Genomic DNA, 21,207 nt, shown 5'->3' on the forward strand with positions numbered 1-21,207 from the left:
ACAGGTCAGGCGGCGCGCATCATCGCGACCGGCGACAGGCGCAACAGCTTGCGGGTGGAGAGCAGATTCCCGACAAGGAGGGCGATCAGCATGACGGCGGCGGTGAGGATGACATCCCCGATACCGAGCCACGGGCGCAAGGTGCTCTCCCCGAAGAGTTGCACCCCGCCGCCGATCGGGATCCCGACTGTCGCGCAGATCACGACGCTCACGAGCGAGGCGATCGTGCCGACGGCGATCATGAGCGCTGCGACGATCACGGTGTGCGTCGCGTGCACCGCGCGCACCGCGTTCGCGCCGAAGCCCATCGCCCGCAGGGTGGCGATCTGTCCCCGCTGACGTCGCAACGCGAACGCGACGACGTGTCCCACGAGCACCGCGCAGATCAATGCCAGGACGACCACGAGGACCCACATGACCGCCCGCTGGGCCGTTTGAATCGCGAAGATGAGCCCCGCGGTGTCCTGGGCGGTGGAGAAGGTCACCCCGGCGAACCGGGTCGACAGGGCGGCAGACTCCGCCGCTGCGTCGGCGCCCGGCCTCAGGGTGAGGAGCACCTGCGTCAGCGCGTGGGGACGGCCCAGGAGTTCCTGCACTCCCGCGACGTCCATCACGATGAAGCTCGAGCGGAAGAGACCGAACCGGCTGCTGTCGTACACGCACGCCAGCGTCACCGTGGTCGTCGCCGTAGCGGCGGGAGCGCCCGCGAGAGACAGCGTCACGGTGTCGCCGACCGACACGCCGAGGTCGTCGCGTTGCCCCTGATTGACACAGATCTCATCAGCTCCGCTGGGGGGAGAGCCCGCGAGGATGATGTAGCCCTCGGCCGCGACGTCCGATCCGATCACGACGACACCGGCATCCGTACCGCTTGTCGAGAGCTGCGCGCCGGCCGTGATCCTCGTCCGAACCGCGGAGACGCCCGGCGACTCCTCCAGCTTCGAGACCAGCTGCCCGCCGTCGTCGTCGAGGTAGGAGACCACGTCGGTCTGCGGATTGAGCATCGAGTACTCGTAGCCCTGGGCGAAACCGGACACATCACCGCTGACGATGTCTTTCGCGGACTGCGTCATCATCGTGCCCATGCCGTTGATAGCGGCAAACGAGAGCAGAAGACCCCACGTGGCGACGGCCACGCTCGAGAACGTGCGGACTGTTCGCCTGTCGGTGCGGATCATCGCCAACGCCATGAAGACGATGTAGCGCGGCGTCAACCCGTCCCGGCGCTCCCCCACATCGGCGGATCCACGACGCGGGGCCGCGTCACTGGTGCGTGCCATGAGCGGTCGTCCCCCGTCGTTCAGCCTCAGCGAAGTAGGTGGCGTCGCTGCGGAAAAGCCGCCGCGCGAACTCCGGGTTGTCGCGCAGCTGCTGCCGCACGTCGATGCCGAAGCTCTCGTCGGGAAGGTGCCGGCGCGGATCGGCCACCGCATCGATGAAGTCGTCGACGTGACGGCGCATCATCCGGCCGTGCTCCGAGTCGCCATAGTCGAAGACGATCATCGGGCTCCCGACGTTGCACGCGTCGACCACGCTCGCACCGTAGCTGCCGAGCACCCGTCGGAGGTAGTCGGCGGCATGGGTGGACTCGAACGGACTCGCCGATGTCGACAGCGCCAGCGCCCCCTTGCCCGTCAGAAGTCGGCGGTGACTCAGGCGTGTCGTCCTCTCGACGAAGGTCATCATGGTGGAGTTCACGTTCGCGCAGTAGTTCGGACTCGCCAGGATCACCCCGTCTGCGTCGAGCATCTGCTCGATGATCTGTTCTGCGTCGTCGTCGAAGACGCAGCCGTCCGTGCGGAAGCAGCGGCCGTTGCCATCACACACCGAGACCCTTCGCCCCCAGAGGGCGATGGCCTCGAATTCCCAGTCGGGTCGACGACTGTGCAAGTAATCCCGAACGGCCGAGAGCAGCACTCGCGTGTGACTCAGGTTGTTCGGCCGCGGACTCGAGTGGACGGCGACGATCTTCACGCGCTCCCTCCCCCGGCAGCTTCCGAGTCGGAGACGATCGCGCCGTCCGCGAGGTGGATGACGCGTCGCGCCGCCTCGATGACCCGGTCGTCGTGAGACGAGACGAGGATCGTCACGCCGCCCTCTTCGTTCAGCCGACGCATGAGCTGGAGAATCCCGTCGGCATTCGTCGAGTCGAGACTCGCCGTCGGCTCATCTGCCACGACGAGAGTGGTCTCGCTGGTGACCGCTCGGACGATCGCGGCGCGCTGCTGCTGGCCACCCGACAGCTGCGCGGGGAGCGCCCCGAGCTTGCTTCCGAGTCCGACCTCGTCCAGGAGCGCGCGGGTGCGATCACGCGCCGCCCGGGTCAACCTCTTCTGCAGTCGTAGCTGCAGCACCGCGTTCTCGTAGACCGACAGGGAGGCGACCAGATTCGACCTTTGGAACACGTACCCGACGCGGTCGCGGCGAAACTCGGCGAGCGCACGGGGCGAGAGGGCGGTCAGTTCGACGTCGTCGACGAGGACTGACCCTGACGACGCGGAGTCGAGACCGCCGATGACGTTCAGGAGCGTGGTCTTGCCCGATCCCGATGGTCCCGCGAGGACGACGAACTCTCCCGTGGAGACCTGAAACGAGACGTCGCGATTCGCGTGCAGAAGATCCGGCCCGTCGCCGTACGTGCGGTAGAGATGTTCGACGGCGATCATGCGGACCCTCCCTCGACGAAGCTGTAGCTGATATCGGCGCTGGCGACGGCGCGTTCGTCCACAGTGGCCGTCGCGCGCACTTTGCCCATCGACGCCAGTTGACCGAGGGACTCAGCGGTCAACGTAAGCCGGTCTCCTGGACGGACGACTCCCCGGAACCGCACCATGTCGATCCGCGCGAGCACGCAGAGACGATCTCCGATGTCGAAGAGCAGGCCACCCGCCTGTGCGAGCGCTTCGAGGATCATGACGCCGGGCATGACCGGGTCGCCCGGGAAGTGTCCGGTGAAGTACGGCTCGTTGACGGTCACGTTCTTGATGGCGACGATGAAAGAGCCGGGGACCAGTTCGTCGACACGGTCGACCATGAGAAACGGATACCGGTGCGGGAGCCGGCTCATGATGCCGGCGGCGGTCATGGGCGCGACCGGCGCGACGATCGATCCGCTCATGCGGTCAGCCCTCCGTCCACGACGAGACAATGACCGGTGATGTACGACGCCCCGGGACTCGCGAGAAAGTGCACGGCGTTCGCGATGTCTTCCGCACGCCCAAAGCGCCGGCCGGGAATGAGCGCCGAGTAGTCCTCCCTCATCGCCGCTGGCAACCCGTCGAGCATCTCCGTCTCGATGAATCCGGGAGCGACCGCGTTGACGCGGATGTTCATGCGTGCGAGTTCTTTCGCGAGCGTCTTTGAGAAGGCGAGCACCCCGGCTTTGGCCGCCGCATAGTTCGCCTGGCCTGCGGGACTCGTGATGGCGCTCACCGAGGAGATGTTCACGATGGCGCCCGACTTCTGCGCAGCCATGAGCCATGCGGCCTGCTTGCTGCAAGCGAACGTGCCCGAGAGATCCGTGTCGATCACCGACCGCCAGGCATCCTCGCTCATCATGAGCGCGTACGAGTCGTCTGCGTAACCGGCATTGTTCACCTGGACGTCGAGGCCGCCCCACGCGGCTTTGATCTCCTGGAACATGCGCTTCACGTCGTCGAACGATGAGATGTCGGCCCTCACGGGAAGTACCCGGCCAGGATGCTCACGCTCGAGACGGTGGAGAACGGCGAGGGTCCCCCGGCGATCGCTGCGGTAGTTCACGGCAACGGAAGCTCCGTCCACGAGGAATCGCTCGGCAATGGCGAGACCGATCCCCCTCGTCGCCCCCGTCACGCACACGCGTCGTGTGTCCATCACCGTCACGCCTTTCTCACGACGGCGGAGGTGACGCCGCCGTTCACCGTCGATACCGTCACCAGCAGGGTCTGACCGGGTTCGGCTGCAGACAGGGCGAGCACATGGGCCAGTGCCTCGTTCCCGCCGTAGCACTCGCCGGTCGCCAGTCGGGGCAATGCGAGCGGACCTCGGTATCCGATCCCACGGATCGCGGCGAACTCGTTCCGCGTGATCGCACCGAGTCCGTTCGCGGTACCGACGACGATGTCCACATCGCCGACGGCGACGCCCGCGTCGTCGAGAGCGGCTCGCATCGCGTAGGCGATCGTGTCGTCTTCCTCCGCCCAATCGAGGTAGCTGACGCCGGCGCCGGTCGCCGAGGCGAGGGAGAGGCCCAGCACATGCGCGATGGGCTCGGCACCGCGCTGCCCGGCTGATCCCGCGGATTCGAGGACGACGACGGCGGCGGCTTCACCCGTCGCGAACGGGAGCTCGCGGTCGAGCTCCGGCGCGGCGGCGTCGAAGTAGTCCGTCATGATCTCGTTGGTCTCATCGAGCGACATCGCGAAGATCGCATCGGCCTTGCCCGTCTCGATCAGCTGCACGCCGTAGGCGACCGCGGAGCCGCCGACCAGGGTGGAGTTGGCCCCCTTCAGCCCGAGCGCGAGGCTGGCCTGGCCGTTGGCCACGTTGTAGACGGTCTGCGTGAACAATCCGGGGCTCGCGTTCACGAGTCCGCCGCCGACGAGGCCATCGAGATAAGCGCTCACGACGCGCTGCGGTCCGTACTCGGTGTTCGCCACGATCCCGATCCGCTCGAGGTCGGCGGGACGCTCCGCGAGCTGGGCCGCAGCGAAGGCGTCCACTGCCGCCGCCGTCGCGAGGTGACTGAATCGTTGCTTGCGCCGCAGCCCCACCGACGTCACATAGTCCTGGATCCTGAACCCCGCGGACACTTCGCGAAGCGAATGCCCGGTGGGTCCGGGCGAGGTCGCCTCCGCAGTCTCCACATTCGGGAAGACCCATCCTTCGTCGGCGTTCGTGTGGTCTGTCGCCGACAGACCCAGCGTCGAAACAGCGCCGACGCCGGTGATGAGCAGGGGCTCGTTCATGCTCTCTCTCGCTTTCTCAGCAGCTGTTCCGCGAGGGACACGGACCGGTCGGCGGAAGCGATCAGCTGTGGGAGACCAGACCCGTATTCACCCCATTGGCCCGTGATGAAGATGTTCTCGAGGCTCGTCCTCTGACTGATTCGCCGCACCATGTAGTTGTCGACGTCGTGGGCCCAGCCGGTTGCCGATCCGCCCGTGTGCCCGAAACGATCGGAGTAGTCGATCGGTGTGACGGTGCGCCGGTAGACGCTGCTCGTTCGCAGCTCGGGCAGGAAGCTCTCGGAGACCATCGCCTCGACACGGACGGCGTAATCCGCGTAGAAGGCGGCATCGTGGACATCGGGGTCGTGGTACATGTCGACCTCGATTCGCACCAGGTCACGGCCGGGGGCAGCGATACTCGCATCGATATTGGTCATGAGGTGCACCTTGATGACGGGGTGTTCGGGCAACGCGCCCGTCTCGAGAACCCGGTAGGTCTCGAAGACGTCCGTCGACCGGGTCAGGTAGTGGCGGGCGGCCCGACCGAAACGCGTCAGATCGGCTCCGACCAGGGTGTGGAACAGGCTCAGCGACGAGTGCCCCCGCCGGCGCCCGCCGGCGTCGATACCGCCGAGGCCGTGGCGTTCGAGCATTGCGTCGAGAGTCGGGGCGTCTCCGTTGAAGAAGACCACGTCTGCCCGTCGAACCGCGCCGTCCGCGAGAACGACTCCGCTCGCGCGTCCGCCTTCGACGACCACGTCGCTCATCAACGCCCCGTACACGAACTCGCAGCCCGCGGAGCGGAGGCGGTCCACGATCGTCCCGACGAGACGCCGCACCCCACCCCGCGGGTAGACCATTCCCTTGCCGTAACACTCGGTGAGGAAGCCGGCCATGATCAGCAGCGACGAGTGGTCGCACTGGATCCTCATCGCCAATGCTGTTCGCAACTCGGGATCGGAAATCGTCTCCCGACAGAACTCCTCGAAGCCGCGACGGTGATGGCGCATCATGAAGCGCCCACGATCCCGCGGATCGGCTGAGCCGTCACCGAGAAAGGAACGCAGGAAGCCGAAGAAGCGAGCCAGGTCGTCGACGGACGCCGGAAACTCCCGCCCGAGTCTCTCTTCGAGACGGTTCAGTCCCGTCGGCATCTCAATACGTCGATCGCCGATCGTCAGCACGTCTGCGATCTCCGCCGGCTCCCACTCCACGGTCGCGCTCAGGTCGAGCGAGGCGAGCAGGCGTGCGAGAGACTCGCCTTCACCACCACCGAGAAGGTGCGACACAGCCAGGTCGAACCGATCCCCCGCCTCGTTCTCGAAACCTCCGAAGTACCCACCCGCCTGATCGGTGCGTTCCAACACGACGACCCGATGACCGCGTTCGAGCATCCGCGCCGCCGCGACGAGGCCCGCCATCCCGGCACCGACGACCACGACGTCAGAGCTTCTCATCGAAACCTCTGCCGTCGGTCACCACGACGGGGTTCTCCGAGAAGAACGTCCTCATCTTCTCTGCGACCTCCTCAGGCCAGCGGAAGAGAAACCTCCCGCCCTCGGCGAGAGTGACGTGTTCGGTCATCCCGAGGGCCACGGCGGCTCCGTCGACCGCTTTCGTCAGGCGGTAGTAGAAGGCGAGCTTCGTGGTCTCCTGCGGTTTGATGAAGGTCTCGAGCCGCAGCTCGTCTCCGAACCTCCCGAAGCCGGTGAACGAGACACGAGTCCTCGTGACGGGGGCGAAGATGGGTGCGCCCGCGACCTCGATCATCGGCTGCCCGCCGATCATTCGCTCGATGAGGGCGAATCGGCCGGCCTCGAACCACACGAAGGTGTTGCTGTGGTGGTACACGCCAGCCATGTCCGTTTCGGCGAAGCGGACCGAGAATCTGATCTCGTTCGGCGGCGAAATCGGTGTTGTCGTCATCGGATCTCCAGAAGGTCGAGCACGGGCTGTGCGCACAGCGAACGGATGGGAAACCACAGCACGGCGACGGTCACGACGAAACCGATTCCGAGCGGACCGAGAAACACCCACCACGTCGGCGCCAAGACGAGCGTCGTGGTCCCGACCGCGAACGTGAACGCCTGGTCGGTCGAGGTGAGCCCGACGGCATTCACACCAGCCATCAGAGCCCCTGCCAGGATTGCGCCGACGACATAGCCGACCAGATACTGCGCAACGACCTCCATCACGTACATCCGCCGTAGTGAGCCCGGCGGCGCTCCCGATGTCTTCAGCACAGCGATGTCTGCGACCCGGGCGAGCATCGCTGAGTACACGAGCGAGCTCAGACCGATGCAGATGATCAGGAAGGTGAAGGTCGAGGCCGCGACAAGGACGATCCCCCAGATCGTCGGCCCGAGCATGAGCGATGACCAACTCGTTTCCGACCAAAGGAAGATCGTGGTCGAGCACGGAAGGCGTGAGGTCGCGGCGGCTAGTTCGGTGCGCAGGGCGCTGGTCTGTGGCGCATCGATCAGCAAGGCGTTGGTCCTGTCCGCATCGCCGTAGAGTTTTCGGGCCAACGCCTGTCGATCGACGATCACCCAGCTTTCGAGGATGAAGTTGGGCGTGGATGCCGTGACCACCGCGTCGACGATGTAGTCGAGTCGCGACGCGCCGATCGAGACGACCACAGCGTCGCCCGTCGTGACATCGAGTTGCCGGGCGACCTTGTCGGCCAGCACGATGCGATCTCCGCCGAGCCGTTCCGGGGGGAGTCCGAGGTTCTCGCCGAGCGCGTGTTCGACAGCCAGATCCGCTCCGACGAGGGTCACGGACCCGCTCGCAGGCCGGTCGGCGGATGCCGATGGATTCTCCACGTTGGCGCTCAGGTTGAGGCGCGAGCGGATAAAGTCCGACCCGACAGCATCCGACATCTCGGACAACTTCGAAGCGTCGACCGTGAGAACGTCCTTGCTGGTCGTCGGTTGTACGAGCCAGGGTGCGCCGACGGTGCCGAAGAGCAGACGATCCGCGTTCTGCCCGATCGCGGCGACGAACGAGAGCGCGACGATGAAGAGCGCGAGGCCCACGGCCACCTGCGCAACGACACCGACGGCTTCTCTCCGGTAATGGGCCACGTCTCGCAGAGCGATTCCGATCATCGCGACCTCTCCGATCGATCGATGGCGGCGCCCGCTTCGAGCTGCTGCGGACTCAGCGACCGCCGGCTCACGACGAGGTCCTCCCCCGCCTGGTGGCACGCGGTGCATATCGCCCCGTCGATGAACACGCGGGTGAACTCGACTCCCGGATCCTCGGCGACGACGCTGGCCTCGTCGAAGCTGCCGAACCCGAGCGATAGGCCGAGGCCGCGATACTTCGCCCACGCCTCTTTGGCGGTGAACACGGGAAGCAGCCGAGAGGGATCGCGAGCGATCATCTTCTGCTCCTCCGCGGTGAAGAAGCCGGTCGGCACAGCGCCCGCCAGGCGGCCCTCGCGTGGTTCGTTCTTCTGCTCGACGTCGATCGCCACATTGCTGGTCGCCACGGCGCACACCGTGAGGTCGCCGGTATGCGACATCGAGAACCAGATGCCGGGAGTCTCGACCTCGGGCCGACGGCCGGGGCGGCGCAGGACCCGCAGGCTGGCGACCCCCAGGGCGGCAGCCGTTTCGGAGAGCAATGCCCGACCCGCCGCGCGGCGCAGCTGCCATCCGCCCCTGCCGCGGTCAGCGCGATCAATCCAGTGCACGACGATCACGTAGTCGCCCCCAGCGCGACGGCACTGACACGCAGCAACTCGGTGGCGGCGGCGACCTCACGGCGGCGGACCTCGCGAACGGCGGTGACCAGACCCGCCCAGCCGTCTCGCGGATCTCGCTGCGCAGCGTGTGCGCGCAAATCGCGTGCCAGGGCGCGCCATCGTCCGCCGAGGGCCGCGTACTCCGACGCCAGGACGCTCAGAGAAACGTCGTCAAGATGCGTCGAGGCGGCGCGGAGCCCGCGCGCGAAAAGGTGCCGCCCGGCACCACCCCCTGAGCCGATCTTCTCGAGCATCGTCGACATCGACATCAGCTCGACGCGCGTCACCTCGGGATCCACCACATCGGGCATCGAGGCAAGTTCCCGTTCGAAAGTTTTCAAAGCCCGCTCCCCCTGTGTGTTGTTCACGGGGTGGAGGAAGAGCTCCGCGCTCTCGACGAGTGACAGGGCGAGGACCTCGCGAATATCGGGCACGTGCTCGGGCGGGATGATCCGACCGACCGCGAAGCGACGTGCGGGGCAGGCCATCGAGATCGCGCCGTCGCTCGGCATAGCCGTCGCCGTCGCGACCTCCTCGGCGCTCACCTCTATCGGGCGCGCCCACAGGTAGTCGTTCACGACCACCGAACCGTCCGCCGAAACGGAGCGCACCGGCAGGGCGTGCTCGCCGAACGGGTGAACCTCATCCCAGGGGAGCACGCCGCGGAACGATGACAGCTCCCGGGCCTCGCAGTAGAGGTAGGGAAGGTGACCCGCGTCCGCCCATTCACGCGTACGGGCGAGCATTGCATCGGCCGTCGTGTGCGAGACGAAGTCGATGCGCGAACCCGTGCGCCGAGCGAAGAAGTGCTCGAGGTCGTGAATACGACTATTGACGTAATAGGTATCGCCGTCGCGGCAGAAAAGGAACCCGAGCCCACCCCCGATGACGTACGACGCTTCTTCGTCGAGGTCGAACCCCGTCTCGGCGAACGCGTTCCTGATCATGGTGGAGAAGCAGTGCGATCCCCGGAGGTACCTGCCCGGCCATTGCCGGCGTGGCGTGAGCCTCATGAGGTGGCCCCTCTCGCACCGGAGGGAATGCGCGCGTCGAGTGCGGCGCGCTCGACGCGCGCGATCTCATCGAGCGCTGTGTCCGCACCCGCGAGGAATTCGACATGCAGAGCGCCTGAGCGAGCGAAGCCAGCGCGTGTCTCGTCGGGTATCGTCTCGGCACCGTACTTGTCGATCGCCGTCACGAGCACGGAGCGGTGAAAGGTGTCGTCGCGAGCGCTCAGCGCCGCCATGCCACGCCGGTACGTGTGAAGGCTCTCGCGCGAAGGACGACTCGAGACGAACGACTCGAGTCGTGGTAGGCCGTCCCGCGCCGTCGCCAACCGCATGAACAGAAGTCGCAGGGAACGGCGCGCCCGCGCAGCGAAGTCGTAACGTGTCGGTGCCAGGATCGCTTGGAGAGAGGGGACGGGCGCTGCGTATCCCCATGGCGACGGGTCAACGCACATCAGATCTTCGTGGGACACGGTCCGGTCGGCGAAAGTCGACGTGATCCGCACCGTGCTGTCACCGAACTCGCTCAGTGCGACAGGCCGCACAGTCGTCACCCCCGTTACCGGGTCACGCTCCGGGTGGAGCGAGTAGAAGGGCGTCGCTTTCCACCGCCGCTCGGCAAGGGCGTGTTCGCGACGAGCGGCATCGAGAAACGGCCCGGCTTCAGCGCTCCGGAACTGCTCGCAGTTGAATCCGGCTGCCTCGAAAAGGTCGAACGCTGCGTCGAACCCACCGAAGTCGTCGAACCCGTTCGGATCGGCGTACCGGACCCCGGATGCCATCACGACGACCGCGCTCGGCTCGACGGTGATGCCCAGGACGTCGAAGATCATTCCGGCGGGCGCGAGAACGGGGTGGGACTGTGGCCCGAACGGCGTCGACGCGTCCATCATTCACCCCGCCCGACACGCCGGAGTGCGATGCAGGTGTTGTTTCCGCCGAACCCGAAAGAATTCGAGATGGCGACGGTCATCCCCGCGGCCTCGAAAGACGCGATCGGAAGATTGAGTCCCGGAAACTCGTGCATCGGCTCCCTGGTGCCGGCGTTGCCGGGAACGAAGCCGCCCCCGAGTGCGGCCAGGCAGACCAGCATCTCCAAACTGCCTGCGCAGCTGAGGGTGTGGCCATGCAGCGGTTTCGTCGAACTGATGGGGATACGGGTCAGATCGGGACCGAAGACGCGGCTGAGCGCGGTCAGCTCCATGGCGTCGTTGTAGCGCGTCCCCGTCCCGTGCGCGTTGATGTAGTCCACGTCCTCGGGTCGGAGACCGGCATCGGCGAGACACTGCGTGATCGCGAGGACGGCCCCGGCGCCACTCGGGTCGGGGGCCGTCGCATGATAGGCGTCATCCGAGAGGCCGTACCCGCACACTTCGCCGTAGACCGTTGCGCCGCGCGCGATCGCGGACTCCGCGCTCTCCAGCACGAACATGCACGCCGCTTCGCCCAGCCCCGTTCCGTCGCGACCCTCGTCGAACGGCCGAACGGTGGTGCGAGTCAGCGATTTGAGCAGGGTGAACCCCGAATAGGAAAGCATCGAGAACGGCTCCGCACCGCCCGCGATGGCGACATCGGCGCGCCCGGCTCTGATGAAGTCATAGGCCATACCGACGGAGTTGCTGCCGGCTGCGCAGGCGGTCGACACCGCAGCTTGGGGCCCCCGCACACCCAACGTTCGGCGAATCGCCGCGGTCACGGTTGCCGGCGTACGAACAACGGTCGATCCCCGGGTGGCCTGACCGCTCAGCTTCTTCTCCGCGTGCGCGTGATTCGTTTCGACACCCGCGTTCGACGACGCCACGACAACGGCCGTCCGGAACGGGTCGAGCGCGTCGACGGACATCCCGGCATCTGCGAGGGCGACCGACGCACAATGCACGCCGTAGTGTTCGGCGGTTTCCCACTCCGGATGATCCGCAGCAAGTGTCAGGAAGTCGGCGGGGAACTCGGGGATGATCGCCCCCTGCTGGAACGGGAACGCCGCGGTGTCGAAGTACGGGATCGTGCGGAATCCGTTCGATCCCGCGCGGAGCGACTCGCTGAACTCCTCCCAGGTGTTACCGATCGGAGTGAGCAGTCCGATCCCGGTGACGTACACACGCGTGCTCATGCTGTCGACGACAACTCTCTGCGATGCCCTGCTGGCACCGATCAAGCGGCGTCGGCGCGGTGCGCGCGCACGTAATCCGCGATGGTGCGAACGGAGGTGAAGACCTCGGGTTGGTCGTCGGGCAGTTCGACGTCGAAGGCCGCGTTGAGCGCGAGCACGACCTCCAGAATGTCTATGGAGTCGAGATTGAGTGACGACTGCTCGTGTTCTGTTCCCTCCGCCAGGGAAGCGAAGATGGGCGCGTCCGCGTCGACGTCGGTGGGCTCGATTTCCAGCCCGAGTCGCTCGACGATGGCTGCGGCGATCTCTTGCTCGATGGACTGTTCGGTCATGCCATTTCCTTTGTCTCTTGCTGTGGGTGATACGTGGTGTCTGGGGTGTTGAGCGTCATCTCACCGCAGGCTCGCGGGAGCGGATCGGCTGCGAATGCACCGCGCGTCGGGCCGAGACCGGAGAGGGTTACGCCGCTCATGCATCGAGCGGAGCGCCCATGACGCACGGGGTCGAAGGCCTTCGACGCTCATCCCGGGAACATCTGGGCGATCGTGTCGCCCCGCTTCGCTCCCTCTGCCAGGAACTCGCGAACCGGCAGGTCGCGTTCCGGACACGTCCGATGATCGGTGTGAGGACGCTGCTTCGCGTTCTCCCCGGCACCGTTATCTCCGCATGTGCGAGTGCTCATGTTTGAACGCTAGCGGGTCATGTTAGACCCGTTCAAGCTTTTTCACCCGCTCAGTTTGCGGTTCACCTCTTCTACGCTGAGGACATGGCCCGGCAGAAGAAGACGCCCCACCCGTTCGACAAGCACTTGGGTTCGGCGATCTGGGCCGCGCGTCGGCGGCGGGATGTCACCCGAGAGGTCCTCTCCATGAGGACGGGCATACCTCTGTCGAACTTGAAGCGACGCGAAGACGGGGTGAACGAGACCACGGTCTCGGAGCTCGAGCGCATCGCGGCCGTCCTGCGCATGCCGGCGCGCGAGATCGTCGACATGGCCCTCACCGACTACAGCGCCGAGACCAGCGGGGCGAGCGGCTCCGCACAGGACGGCCTGGTGAAGCTGCTCGCCTCGATGTCGGAGGCCCCCCGTACCGTCGACGATGCGGACAACGTCACCTACCTCGGCCACATCGCGCCCGCAACGCGCGATGCCGCGAACACCGATGAGCGCAAGCCGGCATCAGACTGAAGGGAGAATCGTGAAGGAGCTGCTTTCTCTGGCGGCACGCCTCGATGTCACCGTTCACGTCGCACACCTTCCAGAGCCGTTCAGAGGCTTCTACGACCACGAAGGCCGACGAGTGGTCTTTGACATCTCTCTCACCCCCATCGAACGGGTGTGCGTGCTGGCGCACGAACTTGGGCACGCGTTCTACGGCCACCAAGGGCGTGACGACCCCGATGCCGAAGCCGCGGCCGACGCGTTCGCCGCCGCTGCTCTCGTCGACCCGGTCCGCTACGCGCACCTCGAGTCCATCGGGCTCGATGCCGAAGCCATTGCCGAAGAGCTCGGCGTGACGGTGAAACTGCTCCGTGCGTTCGTGGCGAACCATCTCACCCGCGTGACGGGCATCACCTATACGCGTCCACGTCTGGGACGAGGTCACTACCAGCACGCCTCACAGTGGGCATCGTGACGCTCGAGCCAGACCCTCGTCGATCGCCCCAAAAGACGACCGCGACGGCAAGGTCAGCTCGTCGATCCGCCCGGGCGTCCGAGGCCGGCTCTCCGTCGGCTGACCGCCCGCGTCAATCCACCACTGCGAACCGCTCCAACACCACCCGCGTGTCGTCGTCGACGGCGAATCCAGCGCCCAGCTCCTCGCGCATGGCGTCAGAGGTCCAGAATCGCACGTGGCCCGCGCGCCACTGCGCGACCGAGGCGTAGCCCTCCCCCTCGGCGAGCGCGTGGGCGAGGGGAACATCCCGCAGTGCCACGACCTCGATCGCGGTCGTCTCGATGACGCACACCGGCTCACCTCGCGAATCGATCACCATGCCCCGCTCGCCGACGGCGGGCAGAGGGTCACCGGCGACGGTGTACTCCTGTTCCAGCGAGCTCGTCGCCGTCTTCTCCCGCGCGCGGATTGCCGCGACGATCCGGTCGCGACCGGGCCCGGGGAACATGAACTCGATCGGCTCCAGCTGCTCCGCCATCAGATCCACCCCCGCTCGCGCGCATGAATCGTCGCCTGCTGCCGACTCGCGAGCCCGAGCTTGCCCAGCACCGACGACACGTGGTTGCGCACCGTCCCGGCCGACAGGTGCAACGTCGCCGCGATCTCGGCCACCGTCTGCCCTCTCGCCCCCGCGCGCAGCACGTCGAGCTCGCGGTCGGTGAGGGGACTCCGCTCGTCGCTCAGCGCGTCGGCCGCGACCTCGGGGTCGACGTACCTCCGCCCGGCCGCGACTTCACGGATCACGGCCGCCACGTCATCCGCGGGCCGCGACTTGGGGAGGAACCCGCTGACCCCGGCGCCGAGCGCGCGCCGCAGCACTCCGGGTCGCGCGTGGCGCGTGACGATCACGCAGCGCGAGGGCACGCTCCGCAGGATCTTCGCCGCGGTGTCGACGCCGTCGAGCCCGGGCATCTCGAGGTCGAGCAGGCACACGTCGGGCTTGAGCCGCTGCGCCTCGACCACGGCGCTCTCGCCGTCGCGGCATTCGGCGACGACCTCGAGGTCGTCCTCCAGCCGCAGCAGCGCGGCGAGCGCGGTGCGGATCATGTCCTCGTCGTCGGCGATGAGCACGCGAATCATGCGGAAACCTCCTCGGGCACGCGAACCGTCACGCGGAAGCGGTCGCCGAGGCGGGTGGCATCCACCGTTCCTCCCACAGAACCCACGCGTTCGGCGATGCCCGACAGTCCCGCCCCGTCGCCGACGGGAGACGCGGCACTCCGCGAGTCGTTCTCGACGGTCAGCACCCAGGCTCCGTCGTGGCGGGCGAGGGAGAGGGATGCCGACACCCCACCACCGTGTTTCAACACATTCGTCGTGGACTCGCGGACGACGGGTCCGAGCACGTCGGCGGGCGCGCGTTCGGCTTCGGTATCCACGAGCAGATCGACGGTCAGCCCCGCCGCGCGCAACAGGTCGGCGGCGTTGGCGAGTTCGTCGGGAAGGGGCACTCCGCGGAACCGTGCGGCGAGGTCGCGCGTGCCGCGACGGGCTTCGTCGACGCTCGCGCGAGCCGCGCGCACCTGTTCGACGGCGGCATCCGGGTCCCTCCCCATCATCTTCTCGGCGAGCTCGAGCTGCAGCGCGATCACCTGCAGGTGGTGGCCCTGCAGGTCGTGCAGGTCGCCGGCGAGGCGCAGGCGCTCTTGTGCGGCGGCGAGACGTCCCTCGGCGCGGCGGGCGCGGTCGAGTTCGCGCACGATGTCCCACCACCACAGCGAGGTGGCGGTGAGCGGGGCGAGCATGGTGGCGAACAGCGGCAGGGCGAACGTCAGCGAGATGTAGCCGTCGGGGCTGAGCCGCGTCGCCTCGATCACCCACACCGCGATGACGATGACGAGCATCAGCGCGACGAGCCGCACCCGGATGCCGCCCCGCCACCGCACCGTGCACAGCGCCTGCGCCGCGAGGGCTGCGGCGAGAAGCACCGACCCGGCGCCGATGCCGAGCACGACGGCCGAGGCGACCCCGAGCAGCACGAGGGGCCACACCGGCCTGCGCGCGGAGTCGTCACCGTCGTCGAGGGGTTCGCGCCGGTAGTGGATGAGGAGGAGGACTCCGGATGCCACCGACCCGGCCGCCCCGACAAGCACGAGGACGATGTCGAGCGTCGTCCCCCGCAGCACGACCACCAGCGCCCACATGAAGACCGCGAAGACGTGGAGGAACAGGATCGACGACGCCGTGTACCACCAGGTGACGCGGACGTCACGGGCGTACGTCGCCGCGGGCGTGCGGACGGGTGCGGGTGCGGGGGCGCTCACACCCGCCACTGTACGGGCGTGACATTCGTCACGGGTGGCGCGGCGAATCGTCCCGCGGAGCGGCGAGCGCGGCGGTCAGCGGTAGCTGTCGGGGAGCTCCGGCGGTACCCGATCGCGGTCCTGCGCGGTCTCGACCGACGTGGGCTCCGCCCTCAGCTGCAGCGAGGTCGACGGCGTCCAGCCGTAGAAGGCCGACTCGACGGCGCCCGCGTCGATGACGGGGCGAATCGCTTGTCGCACGGCGTCCTTCCGGCGGCCCGCGCGGCGGCGTCCGAGCACCATCCCGAGACGCACGAGCACCCCGACCGCGGTGGCCGCCCAGAAGAGGTATTCGATCCACACGAGGAAGCTCGGCATCGTTGCTCCTTCGGATCGGCCGCGGTCTCTTGCGGGGGTTGCGACGATACGCCACGCGCGCGGCGCCCGAAAGGGCGACCCTGACATTCGTCACGGGTGCGCCCTCGCATCCTCCCGCTCGCTCGTGACACCACGACACTGCCGCCGCGAGCCGCTCGCCGGTGGGATGGAATCACCGCGGAACACGCCGCGAACTCATCCCCCAGGAGTCCTCATGTCGAACCCCGTATCCGACCTCATCCTCGGCTTCCAGGGCCTCGTCGCCGACGTGCCCGACCTCGTCCAGCCGCTCATCGTCGCCCTCGCCGGGGCCGTGCCGTTCATCGAGGGCGAGGGTGCGGCGGCGATCGGCATCCTGGGCGGCATCCCTCCCGTCGTCGCCGCTCTCGCCGGCGCGATCGGCAACCTCCTCTGCGTGGCCGTGGTCGTCTTCGCGTCGTCGCGCGTGCGCACCGCCGTCACCACCCGCCGCGGAGTCGCCGAGAAGCCCACGTCGGCCCGCCGAGAGAAGTTCGAGAAGGCGTACCACCGCTACGGGACCCCGGGCGTGAGCCTGCTCGGCCCGCTGCTGCTGCCGACGCAGTTCACCGCCGCGGCCCTCACGTCCACCGGCGTTCCGCCGATGCGCGTCATCGCCTGGCAGGCCGCCGCGATCGTGCTGTGGACGACGGTGATCACGCTGATCATCACGGGCGTGATCCGCGCCGTGGCGTGACTCGTCGTACCGCGCGCGGATGTCGTGTCTCGATGTCGCGACCGCCTCCCCCTGCTGCCGCGTAGCGGCTAGGGCACGCGCCGGAAGAAGCCGTAGTTCATCAGCGCACGCTCGGCGTCCAGGTGCCGAGACGTGAGATTTGTGTGAAGACGGCGCGTGACCGTCGCGCGCAAGATTTCAAGAGTCGCTCTCCTGCGCGACGACAGCGCCGCTTTCGTCGGTGACGGTGAAGCTGTTGTGCGTGCCCTGCACCACGTACGGGACCGTCGATCCCTCGACTGCGAACGTGACGCACGTGCCCGGGGAGTCCAGGAGCAGCTTCCCCTGCTCAGCGGTGGCGTAGGTGGCCTTCACGGCGTAGCAGGTTTCCACGAACGCATCAGCGGCGGTGTTCGTGATGACACGGGTGAGAGTGGGAGTGAGGGCGACCTCGGTCACCCGCGGGCGTTCATCGCGCACCAGCGTTGTGCCGACGGGAACGAACAGCCCACCGGAGGATCCCCTCGCCCAAGCGTTCGCGTACGCCTCACGCCACTGCTCGCCGATGAGGGGCGTGGTCCGGATCCACTCCGTGTGCGCCTGTGCCGACCGGTCCGCGGTGGCGCCGTCCAGGTGCTCCTCCACCACCCACTTGGCGGCCTGCCGCTGCGCGGATTCGATCACCGCGGGCTCCACGGCGGGCTTGTCCGGGTTCGGTGAGATGGCGCCGGAACTGTCCACCACGGACGCGGACTCACCTGGTCGTGCGGGGTCACCTCGACGGCGGCTTCGTCGACGGTGACGTGGCAGTAGGTGCCCGCGTCATCGGTGACGAGCGCAGCCGGTACAGCCACCCCGAGGTCCACTTCGCTGGTGTCGCACGCCGGCGTGGGTGCGTCCGCGGAGGGAGGAGCATCAGCGGTCGACGAGCAGCCTGCCGTCAATAGGACAGCCAACACGGACGCGGCACATCGCGTGCATGACCTCCGGGGTCGCCCGCATGGCACCCGGTACGGTCCCTGTCACCCTCACACCCGAGCCGTCCCCAGTCGCAAGAGCCCTTCGACTTCGCCGGCACCGACCCGACGCTCTGTGTGATCTGTCGCGCAATCACGGCGGACGGTGGCACATAGAGCGCGGCGGCGGGCGGTAGACGCTCGACGACGAGATGTCTCGGCGGTCGACCCGGAGACGGCGACCTGCCAGGGCAGCGACGTACCAGCGGCGGAGAGCGTCTGATGGCGCGGGGCCTGGGCTGCATCGTCGCCGCGACGGGTCTCGGCTGGTCCGCGCACACCGGTTGCGTTCCGAACGATAGGGCTCTGCCCACGGCGGCCCGGTCGAGCGGAAGGCTCCGCGAACGATAGACATGTCCCTTGGGCGCTCGCGGACGGCGCAGGCATAAGGGGGCCAAGGGGGAATCATGGATGTATTCACTACTCGGATGAGGTGGCGGCTTCGAATCGGAGCACTGCTATTCATCGTGGTCGCGACGTCGGCCTCAAGCCTGCTGTTCGCCCAGCAGAACGAGTTCGGCAAGTTCTTCGTTGCGGGCGCGGTGGCCGGCGCTCTCATCATCGGAGCGCTGGGCGCGATTCTGGCGCACGGCGAGGGTACGCCCCGGGCGGACCGCACAGATTTCATCGGGAAGGTGTTCACCTTCGCAGGCGCAGCTCCCGGAATCTTCCTCGCTGTCCTCAGCCTCGCTCCGGCATCCAATTTCACCCCCAAGTTTTCAGTCCCTGAGGCGCCTGCCGCTAGCGGTGGGGCCACCCCAGACCCGTCCCCTACGCCGCTGTCGGCAATATTCGTCGAGCTCAAGGCGCAGTCGGTAGTGCAGGACGCTTTCACGCAGGCACACCAGTCCCCGATGTCCATTACATGCAATGCGTTGGCGATAGGTGCAGGCGTAGCGGCTGCGTTCCTCCTTTTGATCCTCGTCTCAGCGGTGATGTGGGGATGCGTTCGATACGCACAGCGGAAGGGCACGGGGAAGCTAAGAGAACCTAGGGTTCCGTGGGCAACCGTGACTCAGGTTCACGCTGTGACTGCACGTGGCCGCTACGCACAGCTCGGTGCGCTCGGGGGTATTGCAGCGCTCATCGTGTCCATGATCCTCACCACGTTCAGTGTGCGGCGCCGCTAGATCGTCGTGCGGCGCTCGGCCATTCACTGCTCGAGGGCGGTGATGATGACTGCACTCCCGCCGGGGGCCGCTCAGCGGTGGAATGCGACGCGAAGAACGCGCCTGCAAAGGGCACCTCAGGTGCCTGACGGGCATCTCCGGACGGATGCCGCGAACCCCGGGCGATCGACTCAGCGAGGTCATAGCTAAGACCTGACTCCACGCAGCCGGGATCCGAGGCCCGTATGCCTGGATGGGAGGAAGCCCACCCGGATTCGAGAGGACCCCCACCCCGATGCCGCAGCAGACCGTGACCCTGAGCCTCAGAGAGCCGATCTACACGCAGGCCCTCTATTACACGGCGATGTTCTCGCAAAAGCCGTTCCGCGAGGCGCTGCTGGTCTACCGCCGGGGCGGGACGTACACGATCCTCTCCCCCGGTGAGGATCACCACGGGTGCTGGGTCTCGGCCACGGCCCCTCTCGATCCCCCACGGCACGTCTCGTTCATGTCGTGGCCGTCCGCCGACTGGGACCACGACATCGCCGCCCACACCCTCACGTTCGCGCCCGACACCGGCGCGTTCACGCAGGAGCTGCGCCTGCCCGGCGAGCCCGTTCCGCGCGCGCAGCACGGCTACGCCGTCGCCGTGCCGTCGCCCGCCGAGGTCGATCCGAGCCTCGGGTGGGAGGTTCTGCGGGAGCGGTACGCGGCGACCTTCGCGGCGCTACACGACCTCGTCGGGGTGCGGGGGGCGGGCGGCTGAAGGTAGGTCAGACGCCGCGACAGATAATCGCACACCGCGCTTGATAACCGGATGCAAACATTCTCTTCCAGAATGGAACTGCCGGGCCGAAATACGAAAGAAGCGTTCAATGACCGACGCGTTGCGGCGAGCCCGCATGTCACGATCGGTGAAGCATTCTTCAGCATGGGGGACCGATGGAATTTCAAGACCGCCTCGCCGCGCTCGCAACCAAGGTAAGCAATCAGGCATCAGCGATCGGCACGGAGGAGGCGACGAAGAACGCCTTCGTCATGCCCTTCATCTCGAGCATCCTGGGCTACGACGTGTTCGACCCGCTCGAGGTCGTTCCCGAATTCACCGCCGACGTGGGAATCAAGAAGGGCGAGAAGGTCGATTACGCGATCATGCGTGACGCTGAGGTCCAGATCCTCATCGAATGCAAGGCATCGACCGGCGCCCCCAAGATCGAACACGCTTCTCAGCTGTTCCGGTACTTCGCCACGACGAACGCTCGCATCGCCGCACTCACCAACGGCGTGATCTGGCAGTTCTTCACCGATCTCGATGCCCCGAACAAGATGGACGCCAAGCCGTTCCTCGTTCTGGACCTGCTCGACATCGACGACACGCTCATTCCCGAGGTCCAGAAGCTCAGCAAGGACAACTTCGACCTGGACTCGATCATCAGCGCGGCTGAGGAACTGAAGTACGTCGGTGCGCTCAAACGCGAGATCGCGGGGCAGTTCCGCGAGCCGAGTGACGAATGGATCAAGTTCTTCACGCAGCGTGTCTACGAAGGTGCGTACACCGCGAAGGTCCGCGAGCAGTTCACTTCGCTCGTGACCAAGGCGTCGCGCCAGTTCCTCACCGAAAGCGTCAACGACCGTCTGAAGACGGCGCTGGGAGCCGGCGCTGGGGTCGCCGTCCCGCTGTCAAGCGACGCGCCCGCCGCCGTTTCGAGCGAGCCCGCGGCGCAGGCGGACCTCGAGCGCGACACCGAGATCGAGACGACTCTCGAAGAGCTCGAGGGCTATCAGATCGTCAAGGCCATCGCATGCGGAGAGACCAAGCCGCACCGTGTCACGCACCGCGATGCCAAGAGCTACTTCGCCGTGCTGCTCGACGACAACAACCGAAAGCCGATCGCCCGCCTGCATTTCAATGGACGACAGAAGTATCTGGGCCTCCTGGACGAGCAGAAGGTCGAGACTCGTCACGCCATCGACGAGCTCGATGAGATCTACGAGCACGCCGACGCTATCCGCGAGGCTGTCGTCCGTTATCGGTGATGTGACAACCCTTCGCGTTGCGCGCTGCTCCTATGGGCAATTCTGCACGGAGCAGTGCGCGGCGTGGAGATCTCGTTGACGAACAGAAGCATTCACTCTGAAAGAGCCCTCATGTCACGCGCCCACTTCTCTGTCGCTGCCGCAGCCGTTGTTGCGACCCTTTCCCTCGCAGGGTGCTCATCCCCGCAGCCGGGAGAGGCTGCGCCTGCCACGACGGCGACCGTCGTGGCGACTCCAACTGTCACCCCTTCG

General features: G+C 67.0%; 25 protein-coding genes. 6 read left to right on the forward strand and 19 right to left on the reverse strand.

The window, feature by feature from the left end; translation table 11 throughout:
- Positions 1-5: 5 nt before the first annotated feature.
- The 14 genes from AB6V31_RS11900 to AB6V31_RS11965 all read right to left on the reverse strand — a co-directional run bounded on the left by AB6V31_RS11900 (position 6) and on the right by AB6V31_RS11965 (position 12,131).
- Entirely contained in the window at positions 6-1,280 is a 1,275-nt protein-coding gene (locus AB6V31_RS11900) for an ABC transporter permease (protein ID WP_369365865.1), read from the reverse strand.
- Positions 1,264-1,974 carry a flavodoxin family protein gene (locus AB6V31_RS11905; RefSeq protein ID WP_369365867.1) on the reverse strand — a complete coding sequence of 237 codons (711 nt, stop codon included), beginning with the start codon at positions 1,972-1,974 and terminating at the stop codon, positions 1,264-1,266. Before AB6V31_RS11905 ends, AB6V31_RS11900 begins: the two co-directional genes overlap by 17 nt.
- On the reverse strand, positions 1,971-2,666 hold the full coding sequence (locus AB6V31_RS11910) for an ABC transporter ATP-binding protein (protein WP_369365869.1): 696 nt from the start codon (positions 2,664-2,666) through the stop codon (positions 1,971-1,973). The genes AB6V31_RS11905 and AB6V31_RS11910 overlap by 4 nt, the downstream gene beginning before the upstream one ends.
- Positions 2,663-3,085 (reverse strand): 3-hydroxyacyl-ACP dehydratase FabZ, encoded by a 423-nt coding sequence (gene fabZ / locus AB6V31_RS11915; protein ID WP_369365870.1) that lies wholly within the window; start codon positions 3,083-3,085, stop codon positions 2,663-2,665. Before fabZ ends, AB6V31_RS11910 begins: the two co-directional genes overlap by 4 nt.
- A gap of 29 nt (positions 3,086-3,114) precedes the next feature.
- Positions 3,115-3,855 (reverse strand): 3-oxoacyl-ACP reductase FabG, encoded by a 741-nt coding sequence (gene fabG, locus AB6V31_RS11920; protein WP_369365872.1) that lies wholly within the window; start codon positions 3,853-3,855, stop codon positions 3,115-3,117.
- A gap of 5 nt (positions 3,856-3,860) precedes the next feature.
- A complete protein-coding gene (locus tag AB6V31_RS11925) occupies positions 3,861-4,949 on the reverse strand; it encodes a beta-ketoacyl synthase N-terminal-like domain-containing protein (RefSeq protein ID WP_369365874.1) in 1,089 nt (362 codons plus the stop codon).
- Entirely contained in the window at positions 4,946-6,388 is a 1,443-nt protein-coding gene (locus AB6V31_RS11930; protein ID WP_369365875.1) for a phytoene desaturase family protein, read from the reverse strand. Before AB6V31_RS11930 ends, AB6V31_RS11925 begins: the two co-directional genes overlap by 4 nt.
- Complete coding sequence (locus tag AB6V31_RS11935; RefSeq protein WP_369365877.1) at positions 6,375-6,791, reverse strand: acyl-CoA thioesterase; 417 nt, start codon at positions 6,789-6,791, stop codon at positions 6,375-6,377. The genes AB6V31_RS11930 and AB6V31_RS11935 overlap by 14 nt, the downstream gene beginning before the upstream one ends.
- Before the next feature lie 62 nt (positions 6,792-6,853).
- Positions 6,854-7,813, reverse strand: a complete 960-nt coding sequence (locus tag AB6V31_RS11940; protein ID WP_369365879.1) for an ABC transporter permease — start codon at positions 7,811-7,813, stop codon at positions 6,854-6,856.
- Positions 7,814-8,037: 224 nt separating this feature from the next.
- A complete protein-coding gene (locus AB6V31_RS11945; protein ID WP_369365880.1) occupies positions 8,038-8,562 on the reverse strand; it encodes a 4'-phosphopantetheinyl transferase superfamily protein in 525 nt (174 codons plus the stop codon).
- A gap of 74 nt (positions 8,563-8,636) precedes the next feature.
- On the reverse strand, positions 8,637-9,695 hold the full coding sequence (locus AB6V31_RS11950; protein WP_369365881.1) for a DUF4872 domain-containing protein: 1,059 nt from the start codon (positions 9,693-9,695) through the stop codon (positions 8,637-8,639).
- Positions 9,692-10,522: a hypothetical protein gene (locus tag AB6V31_RS11955; RefSeq protein ID WP_369365884.1), complete on the reverse strand. Its 831-nt coding sequence runs from the start codon at positions 10,520-10,522 to the stop codon at positions 9,692-9,694. The genes AB6V31_RS11950 and AB6V31_RS11955 overlap by 4 nt, the downstream gene beginning before the upstream one ends.
- Before the next feature lie 56 nt (positions 10,523-10,578).
- Complete coding sequence (locus AB6V31_RS11960; RefSeq protein ID WP_369365886.1) at positions 10,579-11,799, reverse strand: beta-ketoacyl-[acyl-carrier-protein] synthase family protein; 1,221 nt, start codon at positions 11,797-11,799, stop codon at positions 10,579-10,581.
- 41 nt (positions 11,800-11,840) lie between these two features.
- On the reverse strand, positions 11,841-12,131 hold the full coding sequence (locus tag AB6V31_RS11965) for a phosphopantetheine-binding protein (protein WP_369365887.1): 291 nt from the start codon (positions 12,129-12,131) through the stop codon (positions 11,841-11,843).
- Positions 12,132-12,715: 584 nt separating this feature from the next.
- Here AB6V31_RS11965 and AB6V31_RS11970 point away from each other — a divergent pair.
- The gene (locus AB6V31_RS11970; protein ID WP_369365889.1) at positions 12,716-12,988 is read left to right on the forward strand and encodes a hypothetical protein; all 273 of its coding nucleotides are present in this window, start codon (positions 12,716-12,718) and stop codon (positions 12,986-12,988) included.
- A gap of 10 nt (positions 12,989-12,998) precedes the next feature.
- Positions 12,999-13,436: an ImmA/IrrE family metallo-endopeptidase gene (locus tag AB6V31_RS11975; RefSeq protein WP_369365890.1), complete on the forward strand. Its 438-nt coding sequence runs from the start codon at positions 12,999-13,001 to the stop codon at positions 13,434-13,436.
- A gap of 112 nt (positions 13,437-13,548) precedes the next feature.
- Here the strand turns inward: AB6V31_RS11975 and AB6V31_RS11980 are convergent, their stop codons facing one another.
- The 4 genes from AB6V31_RS11980 to AB6V31_RS11995 form a co-directional block, all read right to left on the reverse strand.
- On the reverse strand, positions 13,549-13,956 hold the full coding sequence (locus tag AB6V31_RS11980) for an ASCH domain-containing protein (RefSeq protein WP_369365892.1): 408 nt from the start codon (positions 13,954-13,956) through the stop codon (positions 13,549-13,551).
- Positions 13,956-14,558: a DNA-binding response regulator gene (locus AB6V31_RS11985; protein ID WP_369365894.1), complete on the reverse strand. Its 603-nt coding sequence runs from the start codon at positions 14,556-14,558 to the stop codon at positions 13,956-13,958. Before AB6V31_RS11985 ends, AB6V31_RS11980 begins: the two co-directional genes overlap by 1 nt.
- Positions 14,555-15,742: a sensor histidine kinase gene (locus AB6V31_RS11990; RefSeq protein WP_369365896.1), complete on the reverse strand. Its 1,188-nt coding sequence runs from the start codon at positions 15,740-15,742 to the stop codon at positions 14,555-14,557. Before AB6V31_RS11990 ends, AB6V31_RS11985 begins: the two co-directional genes overlap by 4 nt.
- A gap of 75 nt (positions 15,743-15,817) precedes the next feature.
- Positions 15,818-16,099 (reverse strand): hypothetical protein, encoded by a 282-nt coding sequence (locus tag AB6V31_RS11995; RefSeq protein ID WP_369365898.1) that lies wholly within the window; start codon positions 16,097-16,099, stop codon positions 15,818-15,820.
- A gap of 214 nt (positions 16,100-16,313) precedes the next feature.
- Between AB6V31_RS11995 and AB6V31_RS12000 the strand changes: the two genes are divergently transcribed.
- Complete coding sequence (locus AB6V31_RS12000; RefSeq protein WP_074694023.1) at positions 16,314-16,814, forward strand: small multidrug efflux protein; 501 nt, start codon at positions 16,314-16,316, stop codon at positions 16,812-16,814.
- A gap of 177 nt (positions 16,815-16,991) precedes the next feature.
- On the opposite strand, the gene AB6V31_RS12005 is transcribed toward AB6V31_RS12000, so the two are convergent.
- On the reverse strand, positions 16,992-17,537 hold the full coding sequence (locus AB6V31_RS12005) for a hypothetical protein (RefSeq protein ID WP_369365900.1): 546 nt from the start codon (positions 17,535-17,537) through the stop codon (positions 16,992-16,994).
- 679 nt (positions 17,538-18,216) lie between these two features.
- Here AB6V31_RS12005 and AB6V31_RS12010 point away from each other — a divergent pair.
- The 3 genes from AB6V31_RS12010 (at position 18,217) to AB6V31_RS12020 (ending at position 20,955) form a co-directional block, all read left to right on the forward strand.
- Positions 18,217-18,939, forward strand: a complete 723-nt coding sequence (locus AB6V31_RS12010; protein ID WP_369365902.1) for a hypothetical protein — start codon at positions 18,217-18,219, stop codon at positions 18,937-18,939.
- A gap of 274 nt (positions 18,940-19,213) precedes the next feature.
- Positions 19,214-19,684: a hypothetical protein gene (locus AB6V31_RS12015; protein ID WP_369365904.1), complete on the forward strand. Its 471-nt coding sequence runs from the start codon at positions 19,214-19,216 to the stop codon at positions 19,682-19,684.
- A 176-nt stretch (positions 19,685-19,860) separates the two neighbouring features.
- Positions 19,861-20,955: a type I restriction enzyme HsdR N-terminal domain-containing protein gene (locus tag AB6V31_RS12020; RefSeq protein ID WP_144782602.1), complete on the forward strand. Its 1,095-nt coding sequence runs from the start codon at positions 19,861-19,863 to the stop codon at positions 20,953-20,955.
- Positions 20,956-21,207: the final 252 nt, after the last annotated feature.

It is taken from the genome of Microbacterium sp. 16-032 (assembly GCF_041079455.1).
Lineage (GTDB): Bacteria > Actinomycetota > Actinomycetes > Actinomycetales > Microbacteriaceae > Microbacterium > Microbacterium testaceum_A.